The following is an 18,277-nucleotide window of genomic DNA, read 5'->3' on the forward strand; positions in this document are numbered from 1 at the left end:
ACTCGCTCAGACCATCGCCAACCAGGAGGCCGCATGCGCAACAGCGCTTTTCTGCAACATTTACAACACCAAATTGAAGACGTAACCGCTGAAGGGTTATTTAAGGCCGAGCGGATTATCTCTTCCCAGCAGCAGGCGGATGTCACCGTGGGCGGGACTCAGGTACTAAACTTTTGTGCCAACAATTATCTGGGCCTGGCGAACCATCCCGATCTGATTGCGGCGGCTAAACACGGCCTGGACAGCCATGGCTTTGGGGTTGCATCAGTACGCTTTATTTGCGGTACTCAGGATATTCACAAAACTCTTGAAGCCAGAATCAGCGAATTTCTGGGTACTGAAGATACTATTCTATATTCGTCCTGTTTCGATGCTAACGGCGGTTTATTTGAAACCATTTTAAGCGCAGAAGATGCAGTGATTTCCGATGCGCTGAATCATGCTTCAATTATTGATGGCGTGCGCTTATGTAAAGCGAAACGTTACCGTTATGCCAACAACGATATGGCTGATTTGGAAGCGCAGCTGAAGCAAGCTGATGCAGATGGTGCCCGCTTTAAATTGATCGCCACCGATGGCGTGTTTTCGATGGACGGGATTATTGCCAACTTAAAAGCGGTATGCGATTTAGCCGATAAATACAATGCCATGGTTATGGTCGATGACAGTCATGCTGTTGGCTTTGTCGGTAAAAACGGTCGTGGCACTCATGAATACTGCGATGTCCTGGAACGGGTCGATATTATTACCGGCACCCTGGGTAAAGCTCTCGGCGGGGCCTCAGGGGGTTATACTTCAGGTAAAAAAGAAGTGATCGCCTGGTTGCGTCAGCGCTCACGGCCCTATTTATTTTCAAATTCGCTGGCCCCGTCCATTGTTACCGCCTCAATTAAGGTGCTGGACATGCTGGCATCGGGCGATGCACTGCGGGCAAAGCTTTGGGATAACGCCAATTACTTCCGCGAAAAAATGTCAGCTGCCGGTTTTACCCTGGCAGGCAAAGACCACGCGATTATTCCGGTAATGCTGGGCGATGCCAAAGTGGCTGCTGAAATGGCGAAACGCATGCTGGCAGAAGGTATTTACGTGGTGGGTTTCTCGTTCCCGGTAGTGCCAAAAGGCCAGGCTCGTATTCGTACCCAAATTTCCGCGGCACACAGTAAAGCACAGCTGGATAAGGCGATTGATGCCTTTATCCGGATCGGTAAAGACATGGGCGTGATCGCATAAGGGCGGGACGTAGAATGAAAGCATTAGCAAAATTAAAAGCACAGCCCGGCATTTGGCAAACTGAGGTTGAAAAGCCTGAAGTTGGCCCGAATGACGTGTTAATTAAAATTAAGAAAACCGCAATTTGCGGCACTGATGTGCATATTTATAAATGGGATGAGTGGGCTCAAAACACCATTCCGCACGGTATGGTCGTGGGTCATGAGTATGTCGGCGTTATTGAGGGCATGGGCTCAGAAGTACGGGGCTTTAAGGTAGGCGACCGGGTATCGGGTGAGGGCCATATTACCTGTGGTCATTGCCGTAACTGCCGGGCGGGCCGGGTGCATTTGTGCCGAAACACCACCGGGGTTGGTGTAAACCGGCCAGGCTCGTTTGCCGAGTATCTGGTGATCCCGGCGTTTAACGCCTTTAAACTCCCTGACAACATTCCGGATAATATTGCGGCTATTTTTGACCCCTTTGGTAATGCCGTGCATACCGCGCTGTCGTTCGATCTGGTTGGCGAAGATGTGTTAATTACCGGTGCCGGCCCTATTGGTATTATGGCCGCCGCCGTGGCGCGCCACGTCGGAGCACGGCATGTGGTGATCACCGATGTTAATTCTTACCGGCTGGAACTGGCCCTGAAGATGGGCGCAACTAAGGCAGTAGATGTCAGCAAGCAGAACTTAAAAGATGTGATGAATGAGCTCGGCATGACAGAAGGTTTTGATGTCGGCATGGAAATGTCTGGCGTGCCGTCGGCGTTTCGCAGCATGCTCGATACCATGAACCATGGTGGCAAAATTGCTATGCTGGGTATTCCACCGTCAGATATGGCGGTAGACTGGAACAAAGTTATTTTCAAAGGCCTGATTATAAAAGGTATTTACGGTAGGGAAATGTTTGAAACCTGGTACAAAATGGCTAGTTTAATCCAGTCAGGCTTGGATCTGACTCCGATGGTGACGCATGAAATGCCAATGGAGCGCTTTCAGGAAGGGTTCGACATTATGTGTTCCGGCCAGTCGGGGAAAGTCGTGTTAAATTGGTAGCTGAGGTGCTGGTAAATAGCCTGCGAACTCAGGTTGGCAGGTTATTGCTGAGCGCTAAATTTTGCTGATTCTGTCGTCAACAATGCCAGAATATCAGCGCCGGTTCGTAGCAAACGCAGGCGCTGAAACAGGCTTGCAGCCTGCGGGTACTGCAGCTTCAAATAGCTGAACCACTGTTTCACCCGGTTGGCATAATATTTACCTTTATCGCCTGCAATTTCAAATTCTGAGTAATGCATCAGTAGTGCCAGTACTTGCTGCCATGGCATTACGCTTTGGTGTTGTCTGATAGTTTGTGCCAGGTTGGGCATGGCCAGTGCGCCGCGTCCTAACATAATGTCCTGACAATTGCTTTGCTGCTGACACAACAAGGCATCAGTTGCGGTCCATATTTCGCCATTGGCGATAATTGGCATATTGACCTGCTGTTTAATTTTAGCGATCCATGGCCAGTAGGCAGGGGGCCGATAGCCATCGCTTTTGGTCCGGGCGTGGACCGCCAGGCTGCTGGCGCCGGCGGCACAAATTGCAGCGGCGTTGGCTAAAGTCAGGCTGGTATCATCATAACCTAGCCGGATTTTGGCGCTGACCGGGAATTCAGCGGGCACCGCATCACGCACCGCCTTTACTATCCGGTATAATTGCTCAGTTTCCTTCAACAACACAGCGCCGCCGCGGCTTTTATTCACTGCTTTGGCCGGGCAGCCAAAGTTCAAATCTACCCCCGGGGAGCCCAGCTCGACTGCCCGTACTGCATTTTCAGCCAGCCAGTTTGGCTCCTGTCCCAGTAATTGTATCCGGACCGGTGTACCTGTGGTGGTTTTGCCACCTTGCAACAGTTCCGGGCAAATGCGCTGAAATACCCGGGCGGGTAAACGCTGGTCAACCACCCGGACAAATTCAGTGATACACAAGTCGTAACCGCCAATCCGGGTTAGCATTTCACGCATCAGATGGTCTACCACACCTTCCATTGGTGCTAATACAATATTCATGGCGACTCCCGGCTGAAATAAGGGCGCTATTGTAGCCGGAACCGGCCTGGATGGGTATTACTGACTGGCAAGTCGTTTTAGCAGTGCCTGATTTTCCCGTTCAATGTGCCGGTAGAACTCAATATCAGATAGATCTGCTGCTGCGGCTTCATCCAGCACGACAATAGCCTGCTCATGTAATTGCAAAGCAGAGGCCGGGCAAGCGGCAGTTAGCGGGCCTTCAATCATGGCTTTAACGGCTGCGGCTTTATTGGCACCGGTGGCCAGTAGTAATACTTTACGGGCATCCAGAATGGTGCCTATTCCCATGGTGATCGACAAATGAGGCTGATATTCACCCGGCGCAAAAAAACGGGCGTTATCAGCAATAGTAGCTGGAGTCAGGGTTTTAATCCGGGTGCGGGAACGCAGTCCGGAAGACGGCTCGTTAAAACCAATATGACCATTGCGGCCCAGTCCCAGCAATTGCAGATCTATTCCTCCGGCATCAGCAATTTGCTGCTCGTATCGCTGGCACGCGGCGACAGGGTCGGTAGCTGAGCCATCAGGTACAGCAGTATTAGCTGGCACAATATCGATGGCATTAAATAAATGCTGCTGCATAAAATAGCGGTAGCTTTGCGGATGATCGGCGGGTAACCCCAGATACTCATCAAGATTAAAGGTTTTAGCGTTGGCGAAAGACACTTCTTGCTGTTGGCAGGCACGAATCAGCAGCCGATACAATGCCAGGGGGGTTGAACCTGTTGCTAACCCCAGCACAGACTGCGGTTTATCTGTCAGTTGTCGGATAAACAGTTGTGCGCCATATGCTGCAACGTCGTCTGCTGTGGGTAATATAACAATTTGCATCGGGCCAGCCTTATGAAAAAGTGCAAACACTACCTGCATGGTTTCGTCTATGAGCTAAATGTAGCAGATATAATCAATTATGACAACGCTGTCATTTGGGGTGTGTTAATGATGTGGTTCGATTCAGCGATAGGTTTATTGCGCTGGCAGCTAGGTTTTCGTCCGGCGGCAGCGTTCAGAGCAATAAATGATCTTATCCCAGTTCAGTTGCCACTTTTTACGCCAGCTGAAAGGTCGCTGACAACATGGACATACTTTCTGGGGCAGTAATAACTTGCGGTGGACCACAGCTACACCTTAACCGGGTTTAGTTAAGGCTATATACGGTTTGAATGTTCTGGCGGTGCAACAACTCTGCAAAATCAGGCAGACTCAGGCTGTCCAGCTCCAGTACATCCAGAATAGCTCCACTGTAATTTTGCCATTCCGGGTCAACATTAACATTGTAGAGCACCCGACTTTCACCACTGAAGAACTCAGCCAGTTTAAGCAGAGCAAATAACTGCTGTTCGTAATCGTTATCTGATTGCAAAATAAGCGCCGGGCTGTGGTGATAGGCAATGACATTGCAAAGCTCCGGGGTTAACCCCCAGGATTGAGCAATTAAATAGCCCAGCACTTCATGGCAGGTTTGAAAATGCTGTTCTTCAATCTCGCTATAGCCTCTGCCCAGTTGTAAACCCTGTTGCAAAACCATCGCGTATTGCGGTGCCTGTTCGCTAATCAGAGCTATACCGGCGTTATGAAATAGCCCCAGACTATAACAGTCGTCCTGTGTGGCCTGGTTGAGATTAAACTGTTTTGCCAGCGCCATTGCAATGGTGGCAGTGTGCAAAGCACTGCTCCATAAGCGCTGACTAAAAGGATCCTGTCGCCCTTCTGCCAGAGTAAAGCGCAGCAGAATACTTCGAACCAGAGCAATAACCCGGCTCAGGCCAAGATACTTACAAGCATGTTCAATTGAGGTGATTTTCTGACGTAGTCCGAAGAAAGCTGAGTTAACCACTTTTAAGGTAAACCCGGCTATACCGACATCCAGATTAATTAACGCCGCTATCCGGCTGATGCTTGGATCGGGTTTAGCCAGCTGCTGCTGAATGTGCTGTAATATCTCGGGGCGGGGTGGAATAGTAAAACCGCTTAAGGCCCTCTCAATTAAAGCCATATCTAGGGCAGTTTTCATTGCGGTTACTCCGTCTGCTGGCCAGCTGTTTACCGATATTCGCTATAGTAAAAGATCAGCGATAAATTGCAATTGGCTCACTACCATATTGACTATCTCAGGAATCGAGATAGGGCCGGCCAGCCATCAATTGCTGTGCCAGCATTAGCTCACTTTGTTTATCTTTGAGCTGCAAGTCGTTAAATTGTACGTCAAACTGAATTAGGTCCTCGTCTGGCAGATTCAGGGCAACCAGCTTGTCAGGGACCTGACCCACTTGCCTGAAAGCGTTTACGGCGACCTGAGCTGCTTGCTCCATCAGGGTTAAAAACTGACCAAGTGGGTACTGCTGAAACACTTCAGCATCTAAATGCGCCCAGCCCAGCAGGTCGCCACTTATGCTGCCATCTGCATGGTCGGTAAATAACATCGATACAGCAGGGCAAGAGGGGTTTTCTCCGGCGGTGAACTGACTGACATCGGCCTCATTAAATAACAATACGAAGCCGAAACCAGGGCAGCCCTCCGCGTCCATATCGTCGAACGAGGAATCGTACAATAAAAACAAGCGACTTTCTGACGGGGTGTCGGACACAGAGCCTCCGGAATTAAACAAGAACCGGCTATTTTACCTTAGCTGAGGCCAGGGCTAAAGCCCTAAAGTGAATTTTTAACATTTTGCTTCAACTGCCATTAATTTAGCGACTGGGTGTCTGGGGCTGCCATGGCATTTCCAGCATCAGGGCCAGTGCTGTTAAAAGTGCCTGCTCGGTCTGTGTTTCAAGTTTGTCTGCCGCCACTGCTGCCAGTAAGGCATGCCAGAGATGTTGCTTAAGAAGAGGGGCCGCGCCAAGCAACCGGTCAATACATGAGCTCAATTCGCTGAAATCGCCGTCAGGCATCGGGGTAGTGTCAGCAAGTGCCAGAGCATTAAGCCCCGCACGCCATGCTTGTTGACAGGCTTGCGGTTCTCCGGCTGCTTTTGCCACGGCAGCGAGCAAGTGCAACGCCGGCGTTTGTAAACGTGCAAAATCGGTCTGCCGGGTTCTCTGAATTTGCGGTTTAGGTTTAAAATGGCTGGCGACGGTATGGTCAATAAAATGAATGACCAACCATTCTGGCAGTGACAAATGTTTGTCAACAGCGGTCAGCGCTACTATCAGTTGCTCAAACTGAACAAATTGGTCGTGGTTAAGCGTTTTTAAGGCCGGCACGATGCGCTGCAATAATTGAACTTGCAAGGGTAGTGTCAAAGCCTGCACTGCATCAATGAGTTGGTCTACCTGTTGCAACAGTTCCAGTGATCCCAGCTCTTTAATCAGTTTTATTTGTTCAGCTTCATAATCGGCGTGTCGTAACAGCATGGCGCAAACAATTGCTTGTGCCTGCAACGGTTGGCGGCTGTTTTGTACCAGAAGCATGGGTAAAGCGGCAACAGCATGAATTATTGCTTGTTTATCTGGCATGGTGTTGCTGGTTGCTTGTGCTGCAGGGGATTCTGTTGCTGCTTCTACCTGGTTTATTGCGCTGGGGAATTTACCGTTCCAGTGCGGCTCCAGGCGTTTAATTCGTTGTTCAAGTGGCGGGTGTGTGGCAAAAATACTGGCCCACCGCGAAATCGCTTCACCGAAAAAAAGGTGACTGTTTTCATCGGCATTCCGATTATTGATTCGGGTGCCAGCACTGTGAGCGCCTATTCGTTTTAAGGCGCCGGCAATTCCCCTGGGGTTACGGCTGAATTGCACTGCTGAAGCATCGGCCAGATATTCGCGTTGCCGGCTGACAGCCGCTTTAATCAGGTTGCCGAAAAATGAACCTACATAACCAATTACGACCAGGCCCAGCGCAATGGCCAGGACGCCACCGGCGTTTTTATTTCTACCACTGCTACTGCGGCTTATGGTGCCTCTGCCAGTGCTGCCGGCACGCAGCATGTAGTAGCCCGCATGTCCCAAAAATAAAATACCGTTTAATATGGCGATCATCCGGATATTCATCCGCATATCGCCGTTCAGGATATGACTGAATTCATGCGCTACCACACCCTGCAGTTCGTCGCGGTTTAATTGCTCAATGCAGCCTCTGGTAACGCCTATTACTGCATCACCCGGGCTGTAACCGGCGGCAAAAGCATTGATCCCTTTTTCAGGCAACAGATAAACCGGTGGCACGGGCACGTTGGCAGCAATCGCCATTTCCTCCACGACGTTTAACAGGCGCCGCTCAAGCGGGTCGTCGCTGGCGCCATCAATCCGGTTCCCCCCCAGACTGACCGCAACAACTTTACCACCACCTTTTAGTTGCTGCCATTTAACCAGCACCGCTATACCGACAGCGGTTATCACACCAATACTGATAAAAAAAATTGTTGGCCAGGGCAGACCACGTTCTACAGCAGATGAGTCGACATTTTGTAGATCAACGAAACCCAGGCCGACTAAGACCAGAGCATTAGTCAGTAGCAGCAGCAGGACAACAGCCAGGCTGAATAAGGTCACCAGGATGCGGGTGTTACGACGGGCTAAATCCTGTTGACTGAAAAAGTTAGTTGCCATTGTTTATCAGAAACTTACTTTAGGCGCTGCCTGGATTAACTGACTGTCTTCAAATTCCAGCAAGGCGGCATCGTTGGCGTGGCCAAATGTAGCTGCCACTAAAACGGGTGGAAAGCTTTGCTTATAAGTATTGTACTCGGTAACCGCATCATTGAAAGCTTGCCGGGCAAAGGCAACCCGGTTTTCAGTACTGGTTAGCTCTTCAGACAACTGCATCATATTCTGGTTGGCTTTCAGATCAGGATACGCTTCCATAACCATGTTCAGCCGGCCCATCGCACTTTGCAATGCACCTTCAGCACCGGCCAACTGGCTGATAGCACCTGCATCGCCAGGGTTGTTCGCGGCTACCTTTAGTCCGGCCATCGCCGCGTTACGGGCACTAATAACCGCTTCCAGCGTTTCCCGCTCGTGTGACATATAAGCTTTAGCAGTTTCAACCAGGTTAGGTATCAGATCGTAGCGCCGCTTTAACTGAACTTCAATCTGAGCAAAGGCATTCTGAAAACGGTTTTTTAACTTAACCAACTGGTTAAAAATACTAATAACATAGAAAATTATGATAGCGAGTATGACAAGGACAATAAGTAGATTCATGGTGAATTCCCGGCACTATGGTTTAATGCCATATTGTTAACAATAGTTTAATTGAATGTCCAGCCTTTATTGTTCAGTGATTGCTTAAACAAGGTGGCCAGCTGTAAGCTGATATTTGGACAGCAGTACGTTATTATACCGCGCTAGTGAATTATTAAGCTTACAGGACGCATATATGACCGATTTTCACCACATTTCAGTTGCAGATACTGCAGCAATGCTGACAGGGCAACAAGTGATTATTGCCGATATCCGGGATGAGCAAAGCTTTGCCAATGGCCATATTGCCGGTGCCTACCATCTGACTAACGGTAGTTTGAGTCAGTTTATGCAACAAGTCGAATTTGACCAGCCTGTTGTCGTAGTATGTTATCACGGCAATTCCAGCCAGGGAGCAGCGCAATATCTGGCTCAGCAGGGATTCGAAAAAGTTTACAGTATGGATGGCGGTTTTAGTGAATGGCAACAATCCCAGCCGTTTGAGCGCGATAGCGATGCGTAAGCTGGCGGAAATTAATAACTCCGCTGCCGCCTTACTCTTTGCTGACTATTGTCAGAGCAAAGGATTGCAGGTAGAAGCTGAGTTGACACCCCAGGGGCCGGCAATACTGCATTGCGATCAGGCGAGTTATGAGCAGGCAACTGAATTGCTCCGCGAGTTTATAAACCAGCCAGATCACCCCCGTTACCAGACTGCGGCATGGCAGCGCAGCCAGCCAGTAGCTCAGTCCGGATCACAAGGCGCTATGCATATTCCCTGGGCAAAACTGGTACACAGTCCGGTCACCAGCATAATGCTGGTGTTTTGTCTGTTGGTTTACGTTTGGCAGCAAGTCAATTTTCAAAGCGCCGTAACGACCTTACAGTTAACGGAACCCCAACAGCTCTGGCGCTGGTTTACTCCGGCGCTGTTGCATTTCTCGGTAACCCATCTGGTGTTTAATTTATTGTGGTGGCTATTGCTCGGTGCGGCAGTAGAGCGTCGTTTTGGTAGTGTTTATTTATTAAATTTCATGGTCGTTACCGCCGTTATGTCTAACGCGGCACAATATTTTCTGGTGGGTACCAACTTTGGCGGTTTGTCAGGAGTAGTTTATGCGCTGTTTGGTTTCTGCTGGCTTAATCAGAAACGGTATCCGCAACCACGGCCTTTGATAAGCGATGCGCTGGCGGTTTTTATGGTAGTTTGGTTAATACTGGGGTTTGCAGACGTGCTTTGGGTCAGTATGGCAAACTGGGCACATTTAGCCGGTTTACTGTCAGGTCTGATTATGGCGTTGCTAGTTAAACCCTTACCAGCGGCTGCAAATCAGTGATACAGATATTTGGTAAATAACAGGTCTTTGATGATGGTGTCACCGGTTTCTCTTTTCAGTACTTCCTGTAATTTTGTTAAAATCGTAGTTCGGATTTGTTCTCTTCCGGTCAGCGATTTTACGTTGTCTTCTGTCTGCTTACTCAGGATGCCGATGATGGTGTCGAGAATTAACGGCTCATGATGCTCGATAGCCGGCAGAAGACTTTTGTCAGCAATCATTAACTCTACAGTCACCCTGACATAGCCAAGGCTGCGCCGGTTGCCAGAGACATAATTAGTAACAATATCCGGATCGAAGCCATAATAAACGAATTCTGCTTCCTGTTGCCTGGCACTGGCTGGCGCCAGCGTTAGCAGCAAAGCACTAAGTACAAAAACGAATAATTTCATCTGGCCTGGCCTTTTTTCTGTATCAGGGGAATACTTTGTTAACCTTAGTGTTTTCCCCTGGCCATTACCAGTTAATTTCTATTTCAGAGCAATAGTTTTTTCAGCTGAAAAGGGAAGCTGAACTTGTTATCATTCGGCCACATTTTTACTATCTGAGTACTGTAGTGGCCAAACCTGCTATTTCATTAGCCGCTGACTGGCAGAGGGCCAGCGTCGTTACATTGCCCCCTTTGCTGCAGGGCTGGTTAATGGAGCCCGCCTCTCTGACCGCAAGGTTAAAACGCCGGGCGCGTGATTTTAAGTTGCAGGTCCTGCAGCAACAGCAGCATGAGTTACCTGCATATTTACAAGCACTTTTGCCTGACACTCATCTTGCTCAGTGTCGTGAAGTACTGATGTCCTGCAATGCGCTGCCCTGTGTTTATGCCCAGAGCTGGCTACCGTTGCAGACACTGGCCGCGTTACAACCTCTCGCGGCCCTTGGTGAGCAACCTCTGGGCGAAGTAATTTTTCAGCAAAAGAATGTTATCCGCAGTGCTGTTGAAGTTGCCAGAGTGCAATTGCAGCAGCCATTAGCCACTACAGTGGCTTCTGGCGAATACTGGGCCCGTCGTTCAGTGTTTACCCTGGCGGGACATCCTTTACTGGTTGCTGAGGTGTTTTTAGACGGAGTCCTTGCGCTTTGAGCTGGCAACTGAGCTGGCAACAGTGGCCCCAGTACCGGCTGCTAATGCGGCTGGATAAGCCGATTGGCATTTACTTATTGTTGTGGCCAACCTGGTGGGCATTGTGGCTGGCTGCTGAAGGCTTACCGGATCCTGGCCTGTTGGTTATTTTTAGTCTGGGCGTTGTTTTAATGCGCTCAGCGGGCTGCGTTATCAATGATTATGCTGACCGTCATGTCGATGGCCTGGTAGAACGCACGGCCCAGCGGCCATTGGCTCAGGGACGGGTAAGTGCCGCGGAGGCGTTGCAATTATTTGCGCTGCTGGTGGCGCTGAGCGCCTGTTTGTTATTCTGGCTGAACTGGCAAACAGTGCTGTTGTCCGTGGGGGCTCTGCTGCTGGCAGCCACCTACCCCTTTATGAAGCGCTACACTCATTTACCGCAATTAGTGCTTGGCGCAGCCTTCAGTTGGGGGATGCCGATGGCCTTTATGGCAATTCAACTAGAATTACCGGCGTTAGTTTGGTATTTGTATCTGGCCAACCTGTGCTGGACCGTAGCCTACGATACCTATTACGCCATGGTCGATAAGCCAGACGATCTGAAAGCGGGTATCAAGTCAACGGCAATTTTATTTGGTCAGCAGGCGTTTTTAATTGTCGGTATATTGCAACTGTTAACTTTGCTGTTGCTGGGGTATGTCGGTTTGCTGGCGCAGTTAAGCCTGGTTTACTTCGGTGCTCTGTTGTGTTGTCTGTTGGCTTTTGTATATCAGTTTCGTATAGCTGTAGCTGGCCGGGCAGGTTGTTTCCGGGCATTTTTACATAATCACTATGTTGGGCTGCTGGTATTTTCTGGTATTGCTCTGCATTATTTGTTTTTTTAAGCGCTAACCGGATGGTTGCGCATTTATTAGCTGCGGGTGTTTGACAATGAAAAACCGAATTCTTGCTCTGTTTTTATCTGTGTTTGTAGTCAGTGCCTGTGCCACGCCAGAACCCGAACCGTCGGTAAGTTTCCCACAAGCGACTATTCAGATTGCTGGCATTGAACGGCAAGTGCAGTTGGCAGATACCCCACAGTTGCGTGAACGGGGATTGATGTTTCAGCAAAGTGCTGAGGCAGGCATGTTATTGCTGTACCCCGAGCCTCGGCTGATTAGTCTGTGGATGCGTAATACCGATTTAGCCTTGGATGTGGCCTTTATCGACCCGCAGTGGCGAATCATAGCGATAAAGCAGCTGCATCCGTTGGATGAAACACCGTTACCTGCTCCCTCTGCGGCACTGGCTGCACTGGAAATGCCAAGAGGCTGGTTTGCTGAGCGCAACATTCAGGTGGGCGATAAACTGACGCTGCGCCGTTGAACCCGGGTGCAAGCCCCGGCATTGTTAGCGGCTGGGGTCAATAACACCGTTAATACTGTTGTTGTGCCGGAACCAGCCAGCAATGCTATACCGGTCATCAACTGCCGCTAAGACTTCATGGGCAAAACGCTCACTTTCAAACAGTACTAAATTGCCCGCCTGTGGCTGGATGCGGCTTAAAATTTTGTCATCCGGGCCATACAAAACTAACTCACCACCGGCAGCAACGTTATTTAAATAACTGACAGTTGTCAGTACCCGGTTTGAGCGGCCACTGAACGCATCGAAGTGTTTCTGATAGAAATCACCATACTGGTAGCAGGCAAAATGGCATTCAAAATCAAATAATCCCAGTAAGAACTGACGATTCAACTGCAGCTTTAATTGCAGCATTAACTGCAGGTAATGCTGTTGTGCCATACTCTGGCCATCGAACCAATGCGTTTTATCACGACGGATCTGACGGTTCAGGGTGTGGTCGCGTGCCCGTCCGACGCCGGCAGGTGTTAAGGTCGCGTCATAGCGTGCTTCATCCAGCAGCTGCTGATTTAAGCGCTCTGGCAGGAAATCGCGGATAACAGTCCAGCCCTGCTGATAAAATTGAGCCAGCATGACCGCGTCGTCAATAACAGCATCGCTTAGTTGCTGTGCCGCTATACTCATAATCGATTCAGTCATATTTGGGGCTCCCGATCCAGGGCTGCGTTTTTACGGGGTTGCTGCCAATCTGTCTAACAAGAAAAACTTGTCTTCAGGATAAGTGTTTCTGGAGAGTATCATTTCAGGTTAGAGTGGGCTAAAGCACCGTTATCCGCGTAGCATCTGCTAAGGTTGAATGAAACAAGGATATCATCATGCAAAAATCTTTCTGGCAAAGCGTGGCGCTAGCTAGCGCCCTGACCTTAATGACTGGCTGCAGCCAGTCCATATCTGACTATACACAACTTACGCCAGCATTGAAGCTTGACCGCTTTTTTCTCGGGGCTGGCCGGGCTTACGGGGTAATGCACGACTGGCGCGGCCAACAAAGCGTCCGGTTTGTTGCCGATCTATGCGGTGAGTGGCAACAGGGACAGGGCGATTTATATGAAGTTTTTTATTTTAGTGATGGCCGGGTCGAGCAACGTCACTGGCAGCTGATCCAAAGCGCAGACGGGGAGGTTCGGGGTACAGCTGGGGATGTGGTAGGTGAAGCTAGTGGCCAACTTGCGGGTAACAGTCTGTATTGGCAGTACGTGCTGCGGATCCCTTATGACGGAGATACGCTGGATGTTACTGTGAAAGACTGGTTGCATCTGGTTGATGAAAAAAACCTGATTAACCGAACTACGTTACACAAATTCGGCTTTAAGGTAGCAGAGTTGACCCTTTCCATACAGCAACTTGATGCCAACGCCGACTGCTCAGCGTTAAAGCAGCAAGTTGCTGAAATTGCAGCTGATTAACTACCAGATTGTGGGAATTTCTCGAAAATAAGGGCAACGGTGCGTGCGGCGGCTTCGCGTGGTTGCTCTAAATCTTTTTGTTTTAACGTACCCTCAGCAATGCCCTCCCAGATTAACTGACGTTCCTTTGCATCGACCAAATCAATGTTAACCGTGCCCACTTTATAGTGCACGGTACTGACGTCATTGCTGTATACCGGGAAACCAGCATAAACAATGCCACGCCGGTAGTGATAATATCCGTAATGGTAACTGGTGGTCGGAATGCTGCGGGTATCGGAACGGTTGGCGACGTTTGAATTAAAGTTAACGAGTAATTGCGGGTCTGACTCAACGTAACGGTAGCCTCTGGCAGTCAGCTCGGCAGAAATCGCGTCTTTGAAGTGCTGGGTAACTAAGGTGGTATAACCGGCACGGTCAGTTGCCAAATCTGTCACAAAGGAAAAGGTTTTATACTGAGTGAAGTTGATACCGGCTGCTTGATCAGAGCGGACTTTAGGCCCACTACTGCACGCTGTTAACGCAATGGCCATAACAGCTGCTGTTAACAATTTTCGACCCCGGATTAAATTCGGTAACTTTAAATTTGGTAAAGGTGTCATTCCATCTGTCCTCTGGTTACAGCCTATGTCATCTGACAGGCGATTTGTTATTAAGTTGCGCATCAAAAACTCAGGCGCTGTAGGTAAATCATTTCAGATGTAATCTTAATTTGCCAACTTCGATATTTATTATGGCATGCGAAGTGTGATAAAACAGGTGCTGACTAAATACACAATAGCGTTAGCTATCAGTCTCAAGTCATATTACACTTATTGATAAAGTGCAGCAGGGATCTCGGCACAACGCTGATAGTATGCAGCCAGGGTGGCTGTTCAATTCGAGACCAGAACATGAATGCAGTGAAAAAAAATAATAATAACAACGAGCAACAGCTCGCAGCTGAACTTGAAAATCAAGCTCAACAGCAACTTGCCGCCAGCCTGGCTGACTTTGGCAAACAGTTGATGAATGAACAGCAGCAGTTGTTGCAGGGTTACAGCGCTCAGATCCTGGCCAAATCACAAAGCCAGTGGCAACAAAGGTTAATAGAACAGGAACAGGCTTACCAGAAACTGTTTAAAGACTGGCAACAAACCAAGCAGCAACTTGATTTAGCGGTACCTGTTGCCAGCGCAGACAACCAGGAACTTGCTGTGCTGAAACAGAAAGCCGGCGAAACAACCAAGCAAATGGCGGCCCTGGCTGCAGAGTTAAAAAAGGCGCAACAACATAATTCTACGCTAAGCGAACGGGAAATTAATCTTGAACAGCAGCTTGCTGAATTATCAAAAGAGCTGGAGCTTGAACAGCATAAGGCCCGGCATTTTGAACAGACTCTGAAAGTTGCCCAGCAAAATGCAGCAGATCCCGAAGAGCTTACCCAGCTACGGGCAGAACTGGAGCAAGCACGGGCGCAGGCACATGAGAGTAAGCTGGCGTTACAACAGCTGAAAACCAGTGTGCAACAGCAACAAAATGAACAGCAGCAAAGCGAGCAGCAACTTGCCGAGCTGAATGAGCGCTACCAGAGACTGCAACAAGAAAACGAACAACAGGTTCAGGCCCAGCAGGATAAGTTGCAAGCTCTGGCAAAAAGCCAGCAACAAGTTCGCGATTTAGAGCAGCAATTGGCGGAGCGGGACCAGCAACTCAGTGAGCAACAACAAGAGCATAATGAGCTTAAACAACAGCTTGCAGAATTAGAAACACACACTGAAGCCTTACAAGCACAAATTAATGAATTTGAGCAACACCGCAGTGAACTGGCTGACACAAGCGCTGAATTAGGCTCAGAACTGACTCGCTTGCAAGCTGAGTTTGTTAATATAAATGAGCTTTTAAGCCAGAGCCAGAGTCGGAGTAAAAAGCTGGAGAGCCAGTTGGAGCACGCAGTAAACCGGCAACAGGCTGCTGAGCAGAAACAGCAAAATGAAGCTGACCAAAGCCGAGAAATGATCCGGCAGTTGCGGTCCCAGCTCGCCGAGCAGGACGAAGTCAATCAGCAACAGATTAGCGATCTGGAACAAAAAATTATGGAGTACAAACTTAAGTTTGAGTATGCTCAGAAACAGTTGGCCGTATCGGGTTAACGCCGGGCTTTAATCCGTTCTGGAGCACTATGAAAGAAAAAGCCAATAACTTCCAGCTGATGCGTGAGCTGGGGTTTTATCAACAGGCTGCTATTGCAGCCTGTTTGCTTGAACGCATGCTACCCAATTATCAGTTGTTCAGCGAAGTCAGCGAATTTGGTGATGCCAATGCACTAAGGCATATGCTGGATTTAAGCTGGGAGTGGCTGACCGTCAAAAAAGCAAAAATAAATTTCCCCCGGCTTGCTGAAGAGCTAGAACCGCTAATTCCGGAAGTAAATCACTTTTCCATGTTTGGGGTATACCCGGCAGTAGATTGTGCTACCGCGCTGGATGCAATGTTTAATGGTATTAGCCAGCAAGACAGCAGCGAATTTATTAATGTGGCGAAAATATCTCAGGCAACGGTAGCCCGACTCATAGAGCATCAGGCTGAAGATGAAGATATTACCTCAGAAAATGAGCTGAAAAAACATGTGCGGGATCATCCGCTGATGGCTTATGAAATGGAATGCCTGGCCGAACTTATTGAGCTGGTAAGCCAGATGAAGCAAATAGAGCGCGAGCAAATGCTGCAGCTAAAAGCCTGGGTGCAGCAACAGGGACTGACAAACTTAGGTATGGAAATAACTTAAGCGTTTTTTAACCACAGCCGGTAGGCTAGTTGACCGGCTATTTTCTCCTTTAGCAGACTCCAGTTAGCCGGTATATCGGCAATGGGCAGCTCTTTCTCTGTTTCCAGATAAATCAATGCATTTTCGCTAAGCCAGCCGTTTTGTTCCAACAACTGACAGCATGGCAGTGCCAGGTTTTGCCGAAAAGGTGGGTCAACCAATACTATCTGATACTGACGACTGGCTGGTTGAGCCAGAAAACGCAGGCAATCAATGTTAATAACCTCTGCCTCAGTTACATTAAAGCTGGCCAATAATGTTTGCAGTCTTTTCGCTTGAGCAGGATCTTTTTCAATCAGGCTGGTAAAGCCGGCATACCTCGATAGCGCTTCAAAGGCCAGTGCACCGGAACCGCTGAAGCAATCCAGTACTATGCTGTCATTAATGTCATGCATTAGCCAGTTGAATAAGGTCTCCTTCACCCGATCAGTCGTCGGCCGTAAGCCGGTAACATCGGCAACCGGCAAACGGCGGCCACGCCACTGACCGCTGATGATTCTGACAAAACCGGGTTGGCCGGTTTTACTTCTGGCGCTTTTGCCTTGTTTCATCGTTTCCGTTTTGCCTGCGAGTTAAAGGTGGTAGTATTAGCAACAATTTTATCCTGAATATTGCCTTCGACACAAAAGCTTATGACAAAACAGAAAAATCTTTTTTCCTGGCTCGGCCTGGGTAAAAAAACTGCAGAGCCGGAAACAGAACAGCCTGAGCAAGGGACGCAGCCTGCAAAAGATGCTGACGTTAAGCCAGAAGATAGTTTAGCTGAACTGGCGACTGAACAGAACGCCAACACGGCATCTCCTCTGCTTTCAGAATCAAAACAGGTTGACCAGCCTGACAGGCAGGATATTAAGAAGCCTGTTGCTGATACTGCCAGTCAATCACCCGTCGCGCCAATTACTGCTGAGCAGGGGGCGTCAACACCAGCTAAAAAGGCCGGTTTTTTCACTCGGCTGAAACAAGGGCTGGCAAAAACCAGCCAGAACCTTGGTGATGGTCTGGCGGGTTTATTCAGCGGTAAGAAGATTGATGATGAGTTATATGAGGAGCTGGAAACGCAGTTATTGATGGCAGACGTTGGTATGGATACCACCCAGCAGCTGATTTCTCAGTTGACTCAGCATGCCAATCGCAAAGCATTAAAAGATGCTGGCTTATTATTTAATAAATTACAGCAAGATATGGCAGCATTGTTAGCCAAAGTTGAGCAACCTTTAGTTGCCAGTAATCCGGCAGGCCCCTTCGTAATATTAATGGTTGGGGTAAATGGTGTGGGCAAAACTACCACTATTGGCAAAATGGCCCAGCAGTTCCGCCAGCAGGGTAAAAGCGTTATGTTAGCAGCGGGTGATACGTTCCGTGCTGCGGCAGTAGAGCAATTGCAGGTGTGGGGGGAGCGCAACGCTATTCCGGTGATTGCGCAACATACCGGCGCAGACAGCGCTTCGGTTATTTTTGATGCTTATCAGGCCGCAAAAGCCCGTAAAGTGGATGTGTTAATTGCTGACACCGCAGGCCGTTTACAAAACAAAGCGCATTTAATGGACGAGCTGAAAAAAATTGTCCGGGTGCTGCAAAAAATTGACGGCGCTGCGCCCCATGAGGTTATGCTGACACTTGATGCGGGCACGGGTCAGAATGCGTTAAGCCAGGCTAAGTTATTTAATGAAGCAGTACCTCTGACCGGAATTACCCTGACCAAACTGGATGGTACCGCCAAAGGCGGAGTGATATTCGCAATTGCTAATCAGTTTACGGTGCCTATTCGCTATATTGGTGTAGGTGAGGCCATCGACGATTTACGCCAGTTCAACAGCCAGGACTTTATTAAAGCCTTGTTTAGTAAGGAACACTAAT

The 18,277-nt window shown here is 48.9% G+C and carries 22 protein-coding genes; 11 read left to right on the forward strand and 11 right to left on the reverse strand.

The window, feature by feature from the left end:
• Positions 1-33: 33 nt before the first annotated feature.
• Both KG631_RS05085 and tdh read left to right on the forward strand, forming a co-directional pair.
• On the forward strand, positions 34-1,230 hold the full coding sequence (locus tag KG631_RS05085) for a glycine C-acetyltransferase (protein WP_213996024.1): 1,197 nt from the start codon (positions 34-36) through the stop codon (positions 1,228-1,230).
• A 14-nt stretch (positions 1,231-1,244) separates the two neighbouring features.
• Complete coding sequence (gene tdh, locus KG631_RS05090) at positions 1,245-2,267, forward strand: L-threonine 3-dehydrogenase (RefSeq protein WP_213996029.1); 1,023 nt, start codon at positions 1,245-1,247, stop codon at positions 2,265-2,267.
• Between the two features lie 41 nt (positions 2,268-2,308).
• Here tdh and KG631_RS05095 read toward each other — a convergent pair whose 3' ends face one another.
• The 7 genes from KG631_RS05095 to KG631_RS05125 all read right to left on the reverse strand — a co-directional run bounded on the left by KG631_RS05095 (position 2,309) and on the right by KG631_RS05125 (position 8,428).
• Positions 2,309-3,262, reverse strand: coding sequence for a tRNA-dihydrouridine synthase (locus KG631_RS05095; protein ID WP_213996036.1), 954 nt, complete (start codon positions 3,260-3,262; stop codon positions 2,309-2,311).
• A 57-nt stretch (positions 3,263-3,319) separates the two neighbouring features.
• Positions 3,320-4,114 (reverse strand): glucosamine-6-phosphate deaminase, encoded by a 795-nt coding sequence (nagB, locus tag KG631_RS05100; RefSeq protein WP_213996043.1) that lies wholly within the window; start codon positions 4,112-4,114, stop codon positions 3,320-3,322.
• A gap of 150 nt (positions 4,115-4,264) precedes the next feature.
• Positions 4,265-4,402, reverse strand: a complete 138-nt coding sequence (locus KG631_RS05105) for a DUF2256 domain-containing protein (RefSeq protein ID WP_213996051.1) — start codon at positions 4,400-4,402, stop codon at positions 4,265-4,267.
• A gap of 19 nt (positions 4,403-4,421) precedes the next feature.
• On the reverse strand, positions 4,422-5,297 hold the full coding sequence (locus KG631_RS05110; RefSeq protein ID WP_213996058.1) for an HDOD domain-containing protein: 876 nt from the start codon (positions 5,295-5,297) through the stop codon (positions 4,422-4,424).
• Between the two features lie 97 nt (positions 5,298-5,394).
• The gene (locus tag KG631_RS05115) at positions 5,395-5,871 is read right to left on the reverse strand and encodes a hypothetical protein (protein ID WP_213996064.1); all 477 of its coding nucleotides are present in this window, start codon (positions 5,869-5,871) and stop codon (positions 5,395-5,397) included.
• A gap of 103 nt (positions 5,872-5,974) precedes the next feature.
• Positions 5,975-7,831, reverse strand: coding sequence for a M48 family metallopeptidase (locus KG631_RS05120; RefSeq protein WP_213996068.1), 1,857 nt, complete (start codon positions 7,829-7,831; stop codon positions 5,975-5,977).
• Positions 7,832-7,837: 6 nt separating this feature from the next.
• Positions 7,838-8,428, reverse strand: a complete 591-nt coding sequence (locus KG631_RS05125; protein WP_213996075.1) for a LemA family protein — start codon at positions 8,426-8,428, stop codon at positions 7,838-7,840.
• Positions 8,429-8,603: 175 nt separating this feature from the next.
• On the opposite strand from KG631_RS05125, the gene glpE reads away from it, so the two are divergent.
• Both glpE and glpG read left to right on the forward strand, forming a co-directional pair.
• Complete coding sequence (glpE, locus tag KG631_RS05130; RefSeq protein WP_213996093.1) at positions 8,604-8,930, forward strand: thiosulfate sulfurtransferase GlpE; 327 nt, start codon at positions 8,604-8,606, stop codon at positions 8,928-8,930.
• Positions 8,884-9,744, forward strand: a complete 861-nt coding sequence (glpG, locus tag KG631_RS05135) for a rhomboid family intramembrane serine protease GlpG (protein ID WP_365868229.1) — start codon at positions 8,884-8,886, stop codon at positions 9,742-9,744. Before glpE ends, glpG begins: the two co-directional genes overlap by 47 nt.
• Here glpG and KG631_RS05140 read toward each other — a convergent pair.
• Positions 9,738-10,136: a flagellar basal body-associated protein FliL gene (locus tag KG631_RS05140; protein ID WP_213996097.1), complete on the reverse strand. Its 399-nt coding sequence runs from the start codon at positions 10,134-10,136 to the stop codon at positions 9,738-9,740. The two genes, glpG and KG631_RS05140, sit on opposite strands and share 7 nt — an antisense overlap.
• A gap of 164 nt (positions 10,137-10,300) precedes the next feature.
• Between KG631_RS05140 and KG631_RS05145 the strand changes: the two genes are divergently transcribed.
• Genes KG631_RS05145 through KG631_RS05155 form a run of 3 tightly spaced genes read left to right on the forward strand, consistent with a single transcriptional unit; the run spans position 10,301 to position 12,169 of the window.
• Complete coding sequence (locus tag KG631_RS05145) at positions 10,301-10,822, forward strand: chorismate lyase (RefSeq protein ID WP_213996099.1); 522 nt, start codon at positions 10,301-10,303, stop codon at positions 10,820-10,822.
• On the forward strand, positions 10,819-11,688 hold the full coding sequence (gene ubiA / locus KG631_RS05150) for a 4-hydroxybenzoate octaprenyltransferase (protein WP_213996106.1): 870 nt from the start codon (positions 10,819-10,821) through the stop codon (positions 11,686-11,688). Before KG631_RS05145 ends, ubiA begins: the two co-directional genes overlap by 4 nt.
• A gap of 46 nt (positions 11,689-11,734) precedes the next feature.
• Positions 11,735-12,169, forward strand: coding sequence for a DUF192 domain-containing protein (locus KG631_RS05155; RefSeq protein WP_213996112.1), 435 nt, complete (start codon positions 11,735-11,737; stop codon positions 12,167-12,169).
• 24 nt (positions 12,170-12,193) lie between these two features.
• Here KG631_RS05155 and KG631_RS05160 read toward each other — a convergent pair whose 3' ends face one another.
• The gene (locus KG631_RS05160; protein WP_213996119.1) at positions 12,194-12,847 is read right to left on the reverse strand and encodes a 2OG-Fe(II) oxygenase; all 654 of its coding nucleotides are present in this window, start codon (positions 12,845-12,847) and stop codon (positions 12,194-12,196) included.
• Positions 12,848-13,023: 176 nt separating this feature from the next.
• Between KG631_RS05160 and KG631_RS05165 the strand changes: the two genes are divergently transcribed.
• Positions 13,024-13,614: a DUF3833 family protein gene (locus KG631_RS05165; protein ID WP_213996126.1), complete on the forward strand. Its 591-nt coding sequence runs from the start codon at positions 13,024-13,026 to the stop codon at positions 13,612-13,614.
• Here KG631_RS05165 and KG631_RS05170 read toward each other — a convergent pair.
• Positions 13,611-14,147 carry a DUF4136 domain-containing protein gene (locus KG631_RS05170; protein WP_301003620.1) on the reverse strand — a complete coding sequence of 179 codons (537 nt, stop codon included), beginning with the start codon at positions 14,145-14,147 and terminating at the stop codon, positions 13,611-13,613. The genes KG631_RS05165 and KG631_RS05170 overlap by 4 nt on opposite strands.
• Positions 14,148-14,516: 369 nt before the next feature.
• Between KG631_RS05170 and KG631_RS05175 the strand changes: the two genes are divergently transcribed.
• Both KG631_RS05175 and KG631_RS05180 read left to right on the forward strand, forming a co-directional pair.
• On the forward strand, positions 14,517-15,746 hold the full coding sequence (locus KG631_RS05175; protein WP_213996138.1) for a hypothetical protein: 1,230 nt from the start codon (positions 14,517-14,519) through the stop codon (positions 15,744-15,746).
• A gap of 29 nt (positions 15,747-15,775) precedes the next feature.
• Positions 15,776-16,381: a YjaG family protein gene (locus tag KG631_RS05180; RefSeq protein WP_213996145.1), complete on the forward strand. Its 606-nt coding sequence runs from the start codon at positions 15,776-15,778 to the stop codon at positions 16,379-16,381.
• On the opposite strand, the gene rsmD is transcribed toward KG631_RS05180, so the two are convergent.
• Positions 16,378-16,971 (reverse strand): 16S rRNA (guanine(966)-N(2))-methyltransferase RsmD, encoded by a 594-nt coding sequence (gene rsmD, locus KG631_RS05185; protein WP_213996161.1) that lies wholly within the window; start codon positions 16,969-16,971, stop codon positions 16,378-16,380. The genes KG631_RS05180 and rsmD overlap by 4 nt on opposite strands.
• 81 nt (positions 16,972-17,052) lie before the next feature.
• On the opposite strand from rsmD, the gene ftsY reads away from it, so the two are divergent.
• A complete protein-coding gene (ftsY, locus tag KG631_RS05190) occupies positions 17,053-18,276 on the forward strand; it encodes a signal recognition particle-docking protein FtsY (RefSeq protein WP_213996169.1) in 1,224 nt (407 codons plus the stop codon).
• Position 18,277 lies beyond the last annotated feature (1 nt).

Source organism: Arsukibacterium sp., from assembly GCF_018402695.1.
Lineage (GTDB): Bacteria > Pseudomonadota > Gammaproteobacteria > Enterobacterales > Alteromonadaceae > Alishewanella.

Coding starts and splice junctions, on each gene's coding strand:
- KG631_RS05085 (WP_213996024.1), top strand. CDS start 34: ATGCGCAACAGCGCTTTTCTGCAACATTTACAACACCAAATTGAAGAC.
- KG631_RS05140 (WP_213996097.1), bottom strand. CDS start 10,136: ATGAAATTATTCGTTTTTGTACTTAGTGCTTTGCTGCTAACGCTGGCG.
- KG631_RS05120 (WP_213996068.1), bottom strand. CDS start 7,831: ATGGCAACTAACTTTTTCAGTCAACAGGATTTAGCCCGTCGTAACACC.
- rsmD (WP_213996161.1), bottom strand. CDS start 16,971: ATGAAACAAGGCAAAAGCGCCAGAAGTAAAACCGGCCAACCCGGTTTT.
- KG631_RS05170 (WP_301003620.1), bottom strand. CDS start 14,147: ATGGCCATTGCGTTAACAGCGTGCAGTAGTGGGCCTAAAGTCCGCTCT.
- KG631_RS05095 (WP_213996036.1), bottom strand. CDS start 3,262: ATGAATATTGTATTAGCACCAATGGAAGGTGTGGTAGACCATCTGATG.
- KG631_RS05125 (WP_213996075.1), bottom strand. CDS start 8,428: ATGAATCTACTTATTGTCCTTGTCATACTCGCTATCATAATTTTCTAT.
- KG631_RS05110 (WP_213996058.1), bottom strand. CDS start 5,297: ATGAAAACTGCCCTAGATATGGCTTTAATTGAGAGGGCCTTAAGCGGT.
- KG631_RS05165 (WP_213996126.1), top strand. CDS start 13,024: ATGCAAAAATCTTTCTGGCAAAGCGTGGCGCTAGCTAGCGCCCTGACC.
- glpE (WP_213996093.1), top strand. CDS start 8,604: ATGACCGATTTTCACCACATTTCAGTTGCAGATACTGCAGCAATGCTG.
- KG631_RS05160 (WP_213996119.1), bottom strand. CDS start 12,847: ATGACTGAATCGATTATGAGTATAGCGGCACAGCAACTAAGCGATGCT.
- ftsY (WP_213996169.1), top strand. CDS start 17,053: ATGACAAAACAGAAAAATCTTTTTTCCTGGCTCGGCCTGGGTAAAAAA.
- nagB (WP_213996043.1), bottom strand. CDS start 4,114: ATGCAAATTGTTATATTACCCACAGCAGACGACGTTGCAGCATATGGC.
- KG631_RS05155 (WP_213996112.1), top strand. CDS start 11,735: ATGAAAAACCGAATTCTTGCTCTGTTTTTATCTGTGTTTGTAGTCAGT.
- tdh (WP_213996029.1), top strand. CDS start 1,245: ATGAAAGCATTAGCAAAATTAAAAGCACAGCCCGGCATTTGGCAAACT.
- KG631_RS05180 (WP_213996145.1), top strand. CDS start 15,776: ATGAAAGAAAAAGCCAATAACTTCCAGCTGATGCGTGAGCTGGGGTTT.